The sequence below is a fragment of the Bacillus sp. MYb56 genome (assembly GCF_002976445.1).
In the GTDB taxonomy this organism is placed as follows: domain Bacteria; phylum Bacillota; class Bacilli; order Bacillales; family Bacillaceae_G; genus Bacillus_A; species Bacillus_A mycoides.
In genome coordinates, this window is sequence record NZ_PCOH01000006.1 from 61,474 (window position 1) to 74,625 (window position 13,152).

A 13,152-nucleotide genomic window follows, 5' to 3' on the forward strand; every position below is an offset into this window, starting at 1 on the left:
AAGCAGCTCTAAAGAGCTACTTTTTATTTTACTTCTACTGTTTCTTCTTTATGTTCATGTAGTTCACCTTTTCTTACATGAACTTTCACTTTATAAGCACCATTCTCTTTGAAAGTATGTTTACTTTCATACTCCCCTTTATTCCCTTCTTTCGCCGGAATAAATTCGTGTTTTTCAACGCCGTCTTTCCAAATCTCAAGTTGTACTTCAGCACCAGTTAACGCTTCTTCTTTTTGTTTTAAATGAACTTTCATTGTTGACTCAGCATTTGCTTTAATATCACCAGCCATAAGATGTATCATCGTATCACTTTTATGATCCCCATGACCTTCTTCTTTTTTCGCATCTTCAACTTTTGCATTTCCCACAGCCACTTTTACTTCTGGCATAACATGCATTTCACGTGCATTTGTATGAGCAATAACATGATATACTCCATCCGTTTCGAATGTTTTTTCTACAGCATAAACACCTTTCCCTTTATGCTTACCATCTAGCATCTCGCGCTTCTCGTCGCCATCTTTCCAAATTTCAAACTTTACATCATCAGCATCTGTTACTTTTTCTTTTCCTTGTGTAACAAGTGCTTGTACTTCTGTTTTTTCACCTGGTTTAATTTCTTTCGGATTCGTTTGAACTGCTACTTTTACAGCTTCAAGTTTTTGTTCTTTTTTCGGTTCTTCTTTGTTTGTATTACAGCCAGCCAATGCTAGCATCGCGATAAATAATGTAATAATAAGTTTTTTCATCTTCATTTCCTCCTTCATACTTTCCTTAGTATAGAGGAAATACATTGTAATATTCTAGTCTTCTGCTGAAAACAATGTACGAAATGTTTGTGAAGTTTCTGTGAAATGGTTCACTCTTCTTAATCTATGAAAAAAGAGCATAGTAACTATGCTCTCGGATGAAACTGTTTATATACATCTTTTAATCTAGTTTTTGAAACGTGCGTATAGATTTGCGTCGTTGAAATATCTGCATGTCCAAGCATTTCTTGTACAGCACGCAAATCTGCCCCGTTTTCTAATAGATGCGTAGCAAAAGAGTGACGCAACGTATGCGGTGTAAGCTCTTTTGCAATATTCGCTTCTTTCGCTAGCCGTTTTAAAATTTTCCAAAATCCCTGTCTCGATAATCGATTACCATGATGGTTTAAAAAGAGCGCATCTACTGCTTTTTTACCCATCAATTCTCTTCTTCCTTTTTCAATATACTTTTGAATCGCTTCTGTCGCTAAGCTTCCTAGTGGAATAATTCTTTCTTTGTTCCCTTTCCCGATACAGCGAACAAATCCCATCGTTAAGTGCACATCTTCTAAATTTAATGCAATTAATTCTGAAACACGAAGTCCTGTTGCATACAACAACTCTAACATTGCCTTATCACGAATCCCAAAAGCACTTGCCGTTTTCGGTGTTTGAAGCAATGCTTCCACTTCGTCGATCGATAATACTTTTGGTAATTTCCGTTCCCCTTGTGGCGTTTCAATATGTACCGATGGGTCATGCTCCACTGCTCGTTCACGAAGTAAAAATTGATGAAACGAACGAATCGATGCAATATGACGCGCCAATGTTTTTGAAGATTTCCCGTTTTCTTTTAAATGCTGCAAAAAGTTAACAATATGCAAGCGTGTCACTTCATGAAACGTCTTCGTTTGTTCTACATTTTGCAAATACTTCACATAGCTTTTTAAATCGCGTTCATAAGATACAACTGTATTTTTCGCTAAACCTTTTTCAACAATCATATAATGAATAAAATCTTTTAATTGATCTTCCAATCTACACTACTCCCCATTTTCATAGAAAAACATCATTCTATTTACGAAAGCATCCTTTTCCGGCTCCTCATTCCCTGATACTTTTTCTACAGTCTCTTCTTTTGGCTTTTCATAACGATGGTAACTTTCATATTCTTCATTTATCCATAGTATAGCGAAATAAAACAAAATCGTACAACTTGTAAATAATAAAAATACTTTCATCCCATCAAAAGTTAATTTTAAAGCTCGGCGCATTGTAAATTCCTCCAAAATATAAGTTATTACAACATATGCCAAGCTTTCACCAATTTATACCTTATTCAAATAAAAAACCTCTTCCTAGTTAAATAGGAAAAGGTTATTTTTCATCCGTTTCATTTTCTTGACAATTTTTACAAATCCCATGGAATGTTAAACGATGATCTTTCACCTTAAAGCTCCAGTCTCGTTCCACTTTATTCTCCACTTCACCAAGTAAATCTTCTTGTATTTCTTGTACAGCACCGCATTGTGTACAGATTAAATGATGATGGAAACGCTGTGCACCTTCTTGGCGTAAGTCATAACGCGAAACACCGTCTCCAAAGTTAATTTTATCGACAACTTTCAACTCAGACAATAACTCTAAAGTTCGATAAACGGTTGCTAATCCGATCTCTGGCGACTTTTCTTTTACAAGGAGGTATACATCTTCTGCGCTTAAATGATCTTCTTCATTTTCTAGCAGCACACGAACTGTTGCTTCACGTTGTGGTGTCAATTTATAGCTCGCTGCATGTAATTGCTTCTTAATTCGTTCAATTCTTTCTTCCATTCGGTACTACTCCCTCCTCGCCACTCTTACACCATTATATCAGAAGAAGGGCTCCTGTCAAAAGAAAAACAATAAAAACAAATTGATAATTATTCTCAAAAAATATTTATTGTTTGTTAATAGCCTCCACAACTTCTTTCATTAAAACTGGTGATGCATACACTTCGACACTGGAAGCAATAGCTAATACCGCTCCAATCACGAGAAAAAAGCATGTATAGCGAATTAATAACGGTAATAGTGGCTCAGTTATTTTCCGAATAAATTGATGCCTAATCATGCGTAAGGAAAAGCTTGCAGCAATTGTTGTCATTACGAGAAATACAGGAATTATAATTAAATTTTGTGGCAATACAGATACAAATGCTAATAATAGTCCATTCCATCCGTGCTGACTTACTAAAAAACCTACTGTAAATCCAACAACTACCCCTTTTAAAAATAGTAAGATAAAAATGAGCGGCAACCCAATAATTGAAATCCCCAAAATCCAAATAAAGCCGATATATTTTAATTGCGAAAAGTAACTTTCTCGAAACATTTCGCCTGCGACAGCAAATTCTCCTTTAGAAACTTGTCCAAAAAAACGCTGTAAATAAAATGATAAATCTTGCTTTTGGTTTATTTGTAAACTATTCACAAGAATCGCTCCAAATATTACTCCCATCAGTAATAAAACCGCATTAAATATATATAGTGAAGAATTTTCCTGTATGTGAGACATTACACGGTCTTGCCACGTTTTTCGCCACATTTTCCTTCCCTCCGTTCACACTCTTACTAAAAATGTATGAAAGAAAGAAAAAAAGTATGACGAATTAGCATTGAAATTCCGCTCTACTTTGCTAAACTAAAAAGTAGAGAATAGGAGGGATTTCTCTTGAAACCATTATTATTAGATTTTCCAACATTATTTCAAACTGAGCGCTTGCAAGTACGTAAGCCGTTTCCAGGTGATGGAACAGAAGTATATGAAGCAATCCAAGCTTCGCTAGAAGACTTATTACCATGGATGCCAATTACAGCTGAAACAGAAGAACGTGCTGAAGAAATTGTTCGCGAAGCTCACGGACAGTTTTTACTTCGTGAAACACTTGATTTCCACTTATACGATAAAGTATCTGGTACATTCATCGGAGCTATTACGCTCAAGCCTGAAAACTGGGATATTCCAAAGTTTTCACTTCACTTTTGGCTACATAGCGCTTATACAAAGCATGGCTATATGACAGAAGCCATTAAAGGTGCGATTCAATTTGCATTTGATAAACTAGGTGCTAGAAGAATTGAAATTCGTACTGATGCAACAAATATAAACGCATGTAACTTAGCAGAACGTCTAGAATTTATTTTAGAAGGTACAATGGAAAATGATTTCCTAGCACCCGATGGCAGCTTACGCGATGCACGTGTATATGCAAAAATCAACTAAAAACACTCGCCTTAGGCGAGTGTTTATTTTTGTAATTGTAAATATTGTACTGCAAACATCGTCTTAGCATCATGTATGCGAAGGTCTTTCATAAGATCAATCGCTTCTTCTAATGACACTTCCATTAATTCCACAAATTCATCTTCATCTAAAGCTGCTTTATTTTCTTTTTGTTTTAATCCTGTCGCTTTATATACATATAAAATCTCATCTGCAAAACCAGGTGATGTATAGAAAGATGTAATAAGTTCCATATTTTCACATACATATCCTGTTTCTTCTTCTAATTCACGAACTGCTGTTACCTCTGGCTTTTCCCCAGGTTCTAACTTCCCAGCAGGAATTTCCACAATTGCCTTTTCGAGAGCTTTACGATACTGCTCAACGAGTACAATTTTCCCCTCATCAGTAATAGCAATAATAGCAACTGCCCCAGGGTGATTTACGATTTCACGTTTACTCATTTCTCCATTTGGTAATACTACATCATCAACACGAACTTTTATAACTCTACCATCAAAAATCGGTTCAGTTTTTACTGTTCTTTCTGCAAGATTACTCATACTACTTCATCTCCCTGTTCTATTTCCTAATCGTTCTTCATACATTTTACCACATTGAAAGGAGCGTGATAGAAATGAAAGTTTACATTTTACCAAATCGCGTCACTTTAGTCGGCAAAGCATGGCAAATTCGTCATAAGCTAAAACAATATGGAAAAGAGTATACAACTGTACAAGAGTGGATTACAGCAAATAAAGTGAAACTTTAATCAGAGGGGGGCATCCCCTCTGATTATTAGTTGAACCAATCGGGCTTTTACGGGCAGTTAATCTCCCACCTAACTTCCTCGCATATGCCGAAGTTTAAGGTGGGAGTCTTACTGCCCGCAAATAGCGGGGCAAAAAGTAAACGTTTGTCAACCTCCTTCCCCTTTCGTACAATAAAGGTAAGGAGGTTGACCTATGAAAAAACGTCAATTAGGAAACTCAGATTTATATGTTACGGAAATTGGATTTGGCTGTATGTCTCTCGGTGCATCTGAGGCTGAAGCTATGCGTATTATCGATGAGGCAATCGATTTAGGAATTAATTTTTTTGATACAGCGGACTTATACGATTATGGATTAAATGAAGAATTTGTTGGAAAAGCTCTGAAAGGAAAACGCGACCAAATTGTTCTTACAACAAAGGTTGGAAATCGATGGACAGAAGAAAAAAACGGTTGGTCTTGGGATCCTTCTAAAGCTTATATAAAGGCCGAAGTAAAAGAGAGTTTACGTAGACTTCAAACAGATTATATTGATTTATATCAACTGCATGGCGGGACGATTGAAGATCCTATAGATGAAACAGTTGAAGCCTTTGAAGAATTAAAAAAAGAAGGGATTATTCGTCATTATGGTATCTCTTCTATACGTCCAAATGTCATTCGTGAGTATGCAAAACGTTCAAATATCGTTAGTGTATTAATGGAGTACAGCCTTTTAAATCGTCGTCCTGAAGAATGGTTCCAGGCGCTTAACGAATATCAAATTAGTGTCATCGCACGCGGACCACTTGCGAAAGGCATTTTAACTAACAACAATGCAAGCAAGATAGAAAGAGTAAAGGAAAAAGATTACCTCTCCTATTCTTATGATGAATTACATACAACACTCGCGAGTGTAAAAGAAATTATAGGAGAAAAATCTTTAACTGGATCGGCCATTCAATACTGCTTACATAATGAAGCTGTTGCATCTGTTATACCTGGTGCAAGCTCTATTCAACAGTTGCAAGAAAATATACAAGCTAGCCAACAGTTATCTTTAACGAAAGAAGAATATGTACAACTTCAAAAGATTGTTAAGTATGATTCATATGCTTTGCATCGCTAAAATATTGATACCGATAAAAGCAAAAGACTGCCCCCAACACTAGGCGGCAGTCTTTTTTTATAACGTATCATATTTATCAGGATTCGTTCCTACATGTAAATTACGATTTAACGTATTAATTTGATCCATCTCTTCTTCAGTTAATGAGAAATCAAAAATAGTAAAGTTCTCTTTAATACGAGATGGCGTAACAGATTTAGGAATAGTCACAATCCCACTTTGAATATCCCACCTTAATATAACTTGTGCAGGTGACTTTTCATATTTTTTAGAAATAGCCTGAATAATTGGATGCTGGAATACTTCGCCGCCTCTCATTAAAGGACTCCATGCTTCCATTTGAATTTGCTCACCTTGACAGAAATCACGCAATTCAAATTGCGCTAGCATTGGATGAAGTTCAACTTGGTTTACCATCGGCTTCACTTTGCAATTTGGTAATAACAGTTCTAAATGATGTTTATGAAAATTAGAAACACCAATGGCACGCACTTTACCTTCTTCATATAGCTTTTCTAGAGCACGGTACGTATCAACATACTTCCCTCTTATCGGCCAATGGATTAAATATAAATCTACATAGTCCATTTGTAATTTCTTTAAACTTTTTTCAAACGCCTCGAGCGTCTCCTCGTACCCTTGATCGTCGTTCCAAACTTTTGTTGTAATAAACAAGTCTTCTCGCGAGATTCCAGATTCACGAACCGCTTCTCCGACACCGCTTTCATTTTCATATACAGTTGCTGTATCAATCGAACGGTATCCAACTTCTAATGCTGTTTTTACTGCTTGTTTAACCTCATTGCCTTCTTTCGCTTTATAAACGCCTAGACCAATCATCGGCATTTTCACACCATTATGAAGTGTAGTTGTTGGAATATGCACAGTCTTTCTCCCTTTCATTGTTACATTTTTATAAACCACAACTTTATTTCAACAAGATTCATCCAAAAAGTCAAAACATACGTACAGTTTACATAATACTTTTATACACATTTAAAAAAATAACGTGAACTCAGTCATTCACGTTATTTCCTTTCCATTCTTTCGCTTTTTCATCAACATTACGTACAAACTCATTTTTTCCTTCCGTATACATCGTGCCATCATATGTATATTTTTCCGCTAGTTCTTTCTTTAAATTTGCATATGCCTCTGCTTCTTCGCAATGAGCCATCATGTAATCACGAAACGATAAATGCCTTGTAATCTCAGGATTCCCTTTTTCAAATACGTGCAAATGATACGAGCGTTTCTCCTCAGTTCCATGAATAAAAAAACGACGACCTGAAATACCATTTTCCCCTTTCACGATGTAACCAAGCTCTTTAAATCGCTCATTCCAATGATCTACTCTGTCGATACTCTCTACTTCCATAATCATATCTATAATTGGTTTAGCTGCTAGTCCTGGCACTGACGTACTTCCAATATGATGGATTTTTACCGTTTCTGGCATCGCCGATTTTAATCTTTCGGCCTCCATTTGAAATTTCTCACTCCAATGATTTTCATACGGAACGACTACAATTTTCCTCATTCTAACTCCCCTTTTCTTACAAACTCGTCAAAAAAATGATCAGCGGCATTTCACTGATCATTTTTTTATTATTTAAAGTCTTTCCAAGTAAGGCTACTTTCACTTAACAGTTCTTCAAATGATTTATTCTTTTCACGTTCTTTTTGTTCCTTACGCTTTCTTTCTTGTTCTGCTGCCTCTTTTTTCTCTTCTCTCACTTGCAACTCTTTTTTCTTATTCTTTAATTGTTGCATTAACGAATCGTTCAATTGATCACCTAGTGTAAGTGATTCTTTCTCTGGTTGATTCATTTGAGAGTGTCTTTGTGTTTGTCTTTGCTTCTTTTTCTTCATACTATTCACCTTTTACTTTTTTCTCCATTATAGAGGATACATGATGAAATCGACAATAAAAAAGGTTCCCTACTCTATTATTTATCTTTTGTAAATATGTTAATTTTTCGAAAAAACTAAATTTTTATATAGATATAATCCTAGTAATCTATTAAAATTATGTCGTATGATGTCAGATTATAAAAAAAGGAGAAATTAATTATGTGGAAAAAAATTATTCCTGCTGTTGCTGTTTTAAGTACTATTACTTTTTCAAGCGTATTCGCCGCTCCTCCATCTCAGACTCCTGCCGAACAAAACCGATACATAGACGTACAAATGCTTGGTATTAATGATTTACATGGTCAACTAGATACTGTAAAAAAAGTTAACAATAAAGAAGCTGGTGGCGCTGATTATTTAGCTACTTATTTAAAAGAACGCAAAAAACAAAACCCTAATACACTTCTCGTACATGCCGGTGATATTGTCGGAGCCAGCCCACCAGTTTCCGCATTATTACAAGACGAACCAACAATTGAATTTTTAAATGACTTAAAGTTTGATGTTGGTACAATTGGAAATCATGAATTTGATGAAGGCATTGATGAAATGCGACGCCTCATTTATGGTGGATATCATGAAAAAACAGGGAATTTCAAAGGAGCAAACTTCCCTTATGTCGCTGCAAACTTCTATAATAAATCAACTGGCCGCTTATTTTTACCACCATTTACTGTAAAAATGGTAGATGGAGTTCCTGTAGGATTCATCGGAGTTGTTACAACGGATACACCGAATGTCGTTATGCCAACTATGCTAAAGAATGTACAAATTACTGATGAAGTAGAAGCTATTAATAAATCTACTCAGCAATTAAAGCGTCTCGGTGTTAAATCTATCGTAGTCCTTGCACACGTTGGAGGTACAACTGATGACACTGGTGTAACAAACGGTGACCTTACTCGCATTGCAAATGAAACAGATCCCGAAGTTGATGTTATTTTCGGCGGACATAGTCATACGTACGTAAATGGTACTGTAAATAATAAACTTATCGTGCAAGCGAACTCTTACGGGATGGCTTTCTCTGATGTAGATGTAACGATTGATAGAAAAACAAAAGATATTGTGAAGAAAAAAGCTGAAGTTATTACAACGTACCATGAAGGTGTAGAGCCTGATAAACAAGTAAAACAAAAGTTAGATCAATATAAAGAAAAAATCGCACCTCTTGTAAATGAAGTAGTCGGAAAATCCACAGCACCTATCGACCGTAAACAAAACGATGCTGGTGAATCTACACTTGGAAATTTAGTTGCGGATGCCCAGCGCCAAACTATGCAAACACAAATCGCTCTTATGAATCCTGGTGGAATTCGTAATGATCTAGACGCTGGAGATATTACATGGGGCGAATTATACGGCATTCAGCCTTTCGGAAACCAATTAATTAAAGTAGATCTAACAGGTCAAGATATTCGTGATATATTAAATCAACAATGGCAAAAAGGAGCAACGAGAATGCTTCAAATTTCAGGTATTCAATACACTTGGGATGCAAATAAACCAAATAACGAAAAGGTTACGAATATCCGTTTAACAAATGGTGAAGAATTAGTTCCCTCTAAAACGTATAGCGTAGTTGCAAATGCTTTCCTAGCTTCTGGCGGTGATGGATTCGTATCCTTTAAAAATGGAAAAAATGCTGAAACTGGTCCAAACGATTTTGAAGCATTAGTCGATTATGTAAAACAAGTGAAAGAACCAATTCAGCCGATTATTGATGGACGTATTCAAAAAAACAATTAAATACTATTCAAACTAGTGCGTGACACTCGAAAGAAGAAGCTCCTTTTATATGCAAGGAGCTTCTTCTTTTAGAGTCATACGTATTGTCATTCTTCTAGTACAGTAAAGGATACGCACATAGCCCCTTGTTTCTTCGTAGTATATAGAAAACTATAATGGGAAGATTTGTATGTATTTCTATCAAACAATGACGATACATTGTATCGACAAACACTTTCGTAGTATTGAGAAAGCAATTAATGGAGAATATAGCGCCATTCATTTTTATGCTAGATTAGCTACTTTAGCTCCAGACATAAATGAACGAACTCAAATCCTTGAAATTCGGCAAGATGAGCAACGAACAGTTGATTTTTACTTAGAAATTGCTGACGAAACGACAAATCAACAAGTGAAAGAAACATTTCGGCGCGCAGCAGCTGATGAACAAAATCATGCCGTTTGGTTCCTATATTACTTTTCGAAACAAAACAAAAAATGAAATAAAAGAAAGGATACACGCTCTTATATGGAACATAGTATCCTTTCTTTTATTTCTCTGGATACGTTTCATGATTAACATCATACCGTTGCAAAAATTCCTGTAGTGCTTCTTCTACAATTTTAGACTTTTGAATCCCTTTTGATTCCGATATAACATCTAGTCTTGCTAATACTTCTATATTAATCGAAAAGGTTCGTTTCTTTTTCTCTGTGCTCTTACTTATAATTTGAACACTTACTTCTTCTCTTTTTCTTAGCAATTCATAAATGCTTTGTAATTGTTCATAAATTAGTAATTGATAGTCTGTTTTTGCATATTGAAGGGCAGTAGCTTCTTGGATTTGCAAATGACGTGGCTCTTCGCCATCACCTATAAAGATACGTTTTTTCTGCTCTCCATCATATTCATATCCAATCACCCTTAATTTCTTTGATAATGTATATGGGCTCATTTCAAGCCGTTTCGCTATAATAGCGATTGATTCGCGTCTATTTAAAGAATCAATAATTTCTCCAATCGTCACATTCTCCCTCCTCTCTTAATCGCCTAAACTTGAAATCAAACCAGTATGTTATGATACAATGATTTTCTAGTAGTATATGCAAAAGAAAGAGCCTGTGCGATTCATACCATTTAAGAAAAGGAGGTTTACATATGCTTTTTCGTAGCCACACCCCTCAGTTTTACAACGAAAAGAAGCAACTAATCCCTAACAGTATCGCTACGATAGAAAGCGTTATGATTAATGACCGGAAACAATCTCTCCTTATACGCGGCCAAAACGTGGAACAGCCTATTTTATTATGCTGTCACGGCGGCCCTGGTATGGCACAAATCGGCTTTATTCGCCATTTTCAAAAAGAGTTAGAAAAACACTTTATCGTTATTAATTGGGATCAGCGAGGGGCAGGTAAATCCTTTTTATGGCGGGACATCCAAACAAATCTTACGATTGATCAATTTTTTTCAGATGCAAAAAAGGTTATTCAATATCTTCTCAAACGCTTTAATAAGCAAAAACTATTTCTCGCAGGTCATTCTTGGGGAAGTATTATCGGACTACAAATCGCTAATCAATGTCCCGAATATATAGAAGCATACATCGGCATCGGTCAAATCGTACATATGAAGCAAAATGAAGAATTACTATATCAACATTTAATTAGCTCTGCCAAAAAACATGACCATAAAAAGGCATTAGCTTCTCTTTTAAAATTAGGGAAACCACCCTTTTTAGATACGAGACGCCTCATTATTCAAAGAAAGTGGCTTGGTACATTCGGAGGAGCAATCCAAAATGGATCTTCCTTTTCTTTCATACGAAAAGGCTTCTTTTCTCCTGAATATACGCTATTAGATTGGTTCAAATTTCTCGCAGGAAATTTAAAATCCGGAGTTTTATGGGAAGAGATGCTGACAATCGATTTCTTTTCATCTATTTCAAGTTTATCTATTCCTGTTTATTTTTGTTCTGGTCGCTATGATTATCAAACTCCTTATGCACTCGTTCAACAATATTGCGATATCATTCAAGCTCCTATTAAAAAGATGATTTGGTTTCCAAACTCGGCACATTCTCCAGATTTAGAAGAGCCTGAGTTATTCGCTAAATCTTTACAATCAATTAAACAAGAACTATCTTTTCAGCATTAATAACAAAAGGCGCTTTTACATTTCATAGAAAACATTTTATAATGATATGTCGCAAGTATATGTCACTACAAACACTTGCTTGCCTTAACAGAATAAAAATTAGGGAGATTACATTTATTATGAACGCTGTACTCATCGCAGTAGCAGTCATGCTACTGCTTAGTTTGTTACGTGTCCAAGTCATTGTCGCCATTATCGTTGGAGCTTTAACAGGCGGACTTATCGGCGGACTCGGTATTTCAGAAACAATTAGTACTTTTACAGCCGGTCTTGGGAACAGTGCTCCTATCGCATTAAGCTACGCAATGCTCGGTGGATTTGCTATTTCCCTTTCAAAAACAGGACTTCCTGATGCAATGATCCAATCAGCTTTAAAATGGATCGGCAACGAACAAGACACGAAAAAACAAGTCTATTCTAAAATACTTATATTATTTATCATTTTAACAATGGCTTGTTTCTCACAAAATATTATCCCTGTTCATATCGCCTTCATCCCAATCTTAATTCCAGCACTTTTAAAAGTATTAAATGAGCTGAGGGTGGATCGTAGGCTTGTAACATGTCTTATTACATTTGGGTTAATTACCCCTTACATGTGGGTTCCAGCAGGGTTCGGAAAAATTTATCATGACGTATTGCAAACAAATGCTGCGCAAAGCGGTCTTACATTTGATGTCGCACTTATTCCAAAAGCGATGACTATTCCAGCAATCGGTATGATTATCGGATTATGTGTAGCGGTTTTCATTACATACCGAAAACCACGTACATATGAAACAGAACAAATTCATTCTGCACAGAATGAAATCGTTCCCTATACGAAAAGAAGCATTACTTTGGGTTTATTATCAATACTCGCTACATTAACTGTGCAATTAGCAACAGAATCAATGATTTTTGGTGCTTTAGCAGGTATTATCGTCTTATCAGTTAGCGGTAGCCTCCCTCTTAAAGAAGCCGATGCTATTTTAACGAGTGGAATGCGTATGATGTCCTTTATCGGATTTGTTATGATTTCTGCCGCTGGATTTGGCGCTGTTCTTCGAAAAACTGGACATGTTGAATCTCTTGTGCAAACGAGTGCACATATAATCGGAAATAATAAACCGCTTGCTGCATTTCTTATGCTCATTATTGGACTTCTCGTTACGATGGGAATTGGCTCTTCCTTTTCAACCATCCCAATCTTAACAACAATTTTCGTACCATTATGCGTCCAGCTCGGATTTAGTCCCATGGCTACAATCGCAATTATCGGTACAGCTGGTGCACTTGGTGATGCAGGTTCTCCAGCATCTGATAGTACACTTGGACCAACGTCCGGTTTAAATGCTGATGGTCAGCACCATCATATATGGGATACATGTGTCCCAACATTTCTACACTATAATATACCGTTACTTATATTCGGCTTTATTGCCGCAATTACACTATAAAAGGTGCGTTTTAAAAACG

The 13,152-nt window shown here is 36.1% G+C and carries 17 protein-coding genes; 7 read left to right on the forward strand and 10 right to left on the reverse strand.

Features of this window, described 5'->3' with window-relative positions; genetic code table 11:
• Positions 1 to 23 precede the first annotated feature (23 nt).
• The 5 genes from CQ058_RS09780 to spoIIM form a co-directional block, all read right to left on the reverse strand.
• Positions 24 to 755 (reverse strand): FixH family protein, encoded by a 732-nt coding sequence (locus CQ058_RS09780; protein WP_087945154.1) that lies wholly within the window; start codon positions 753 to 755, stop codon positions 24 to 26.
• Positions 756 to 895: 140 nt separating this feature from the next.
• A complete protein-coding gene (gene xerD / locus CQ058_RS09785; protein WP_002067028.1) occupies positions 896 to 1,786 on the reverse strand; it encodes a site-specific tyrosine recombinase XerD in 891 nt (296 codons plus the stop codon).
• A gap of 6 nt (positions 1,787 to 1,792) precedes the next feature.
• Positions 1,793 to 2,023, reverse strand: a complete 231-nt coding sequence (locus CQ058_RS09790) for a YqzK family protein (protein ID WP_002088473.1) — start codon at positions 2,021 to 2,023, stop codon at positions 1,793 to 1,795.
• A gap of 103 nt (positions 2,024 to 2,126) precedes the next feature.
• On the reverse strand, positions 2,127 to 2,582 hold the full coding sequence (fur, locus tag CQ058_RS09795; RefSeq protein ID WP_000392654.1) for a ferric iron uptake transcriptional regulator: 456 nt from the start codon (positions 2,580 to 2,582) through the stop codon (positions 2,127 to 2,129).
• 106 nt (positions 2,583 to 2,688) lie between these two features.
• Positions 2,689 to 3,336 (reverse strand): stage II sporulation protein M, encoded by a 648-nt coding sequence (gene spoIIM, locus CQ058_RS09800; RefSeq protein WP_002014939.1) that lies wholly within the window; start codon positions 3,334 to 3,336, stop codon positions 2,689 to 2,691.
• A 126-nt stretch (positions 3,337 to 3,462) separates the two neighbouring features.
• Between spoIIM and CQ058_RS09805 the strand changes: the two genes are divergently transcribed.
• Positions 3,463 to 4,014, forward strand: a complete 552-nt coding sequence (locus tag CQ058_RS09805) for a GNAT family N-acetyltransferase (protein ID WP_002033881.1) — start codon at positions 3,463 to 3,465, stop codon at positions 4,012 to 4,014.
• Positions 4,015 to 4,037: 23 nt separating this feature from the next.
• On the opposite strand, the gene CQ058_RS09810 is transcribed toward CQ058_RS09805, so the two are convergent.
• On the reverse strand, positions 4,038 to 4,577 hold the full coding sequence (locus tag CQ058_RS09810; protein WP_002014941.1) for an NUDIX domain-containing protein: 540 nt from the start codon (positions 4,575 to 4,577) through the stop codon (positions 4,038 to 4,040).
• A 74-nt stretch (positions 4,578 to 4,651) separates the two neighbouring features.
• On the opposite strand from CQ058_RS09810, the gene mciZ reads away from it, so the two are divergent.
• Complete coding sequence (gene mciZ, locus CQ058_RS09815; protein ID WP_000870297.1) at positions 4,652 to 4,786, forward strand: Z-ring formation inhibitor MciZ; 135 nt, start codon at positions 4,652 to 4,654, stop codon at positions 4,784 to 4,786.
• 193 nt (positions 4,787 to 4,979) lie between these two features.
• Positions 4,980 to 5,894, forward strand: a complete 915-nt coding sequence (locus CQ058_RS09820) for an aldo/keto reductase (protein WP_105589654.1) — start codon at positions 4,980 to 4,982, stop codon at positions 5,892 to 5,894.
• 57 nt (positions 5,895 to 5,951) lie between these two features.
• On the opposite strand, the gene CQ058_RS09825 is transcribed toward CQ058_RS09820, so the two are convergent.
• From CQ058_RS09825 to CQ058_RS09835, 3 genes are all read right to left on the reverse strand, one after another.
• Positions 5,952 to 6,779 (reverse strand): aldo/keto reductase, encoded by an 828-nt coding sequence (locus CQ058_RS09825; RefSeq protein WP_002192596.1) that lies wholly within the window; start codon positions 6,777 to 6,779, stop codon positions 5,952 to 5,954.
• Positions 6,780 to 6,909: 130 nt separating this feature from the next.
• Positions 6,910 to 7,434, reverse strand: coding sequence for a GrpB family protein (locus CQ058_RS09830; RefSeq protein ID WP_060749660.1), 525 nt, complete (start codon positions 7,432 to 7,434; stop codon positions 6,910 to 6,912).
• A 68-nt stretch (positions 7,435 to 7,502) separates the two neighbouring features.
• Positions 7,503 to 7,766, reverse strand: coding sequence for a YqkE family protein (locus tag CQ058_RS09835; RefSeq protein WP_002014945.1), 264 nt, complete (start codon positions 7,764 to 7,766; stop codon positions 7,503 to 7,505).
• Between the two features lie 201 nt (positions 7,767 to 7,967).
• On the opposite strand from CQ058_RS09835, the gene CQ058_RS09840 reads away from it, so the two are divergent.
• Positions 7,968 to 9,557, forward strand: coding sequence for a bifunctional metallophosphatase/5'-nucleotidase (locus CQ058_RS09840; RefSeq protein WP_060749659.1), 1,590 nt, complete (start codon positions 7,968 to 7,970; stop codon positions 9,555 to 9,557).
• A gap of 169 nt (positions 9,558 to 9,726) precedes the next feature.
• On the forward strand, positions 9,727 to 10,038 hold the full coding sequence (locus tag CQ058_RS09845; protein ID WP_105589655.1) for a ferritin-like domain-containing protein: 312 nt from the start codon (positions 9,727 to 9,729) through the stop codon (positions 10,036 to 10,038).
• 49 nt (positions 10,039 to 10,087) lie between these two features.
• On the opposite strand, the gene CQ058_RS09850 is transcribed toward CQ058_RS09845, so the two are convergent.
• Positions 10,088 to 10,564 (reverse strand): ribbon-helix-helix domain-containing protein, encoded by a 477-nt coding sequence (locus tag CQ058_RS09850; RefSeq protein ID WP_002014948.1) that lies wholly within the window; start codon positions 10,562 to 10,564, stop codon positions 10,088 to 10,090.
• 131 nt (positions 10,565 to 10,695) lie between these two features.
• Here CQ058_RS09850 and CQ058_RS09855 point away from each other — a divergent pair, with 131 nt between their 5' ends.
• Together CQ058_RS09855 and CQ058_RS09860 are read left to right on the forward strand one after the other, a co-directional pair.
• Positions 10,696 to 11,694, forward strand: a complete 999-nt coding sequence (locus CQ058_RS09855) for an alpha/beta fold hydrolase (RefSeq protein WP_002128974.1) — start codon at positions 10,696 to 10,698, stop codon at positions 11,692 to 11,694.
• 119 nt (positions 11,695 to 11,813) lie between these two features.
• Entirely contained in the window at positions 11,814 to 13,133 is a 1,320-nt protein-coding gene (locus CQ058_RS09860; protein WP_002014950.1) for a Na+/H+ antiporter family protein, read from the forward strand.
• Positions 13,134 to 13,152 lie beyond the last annotated feature (19 nt).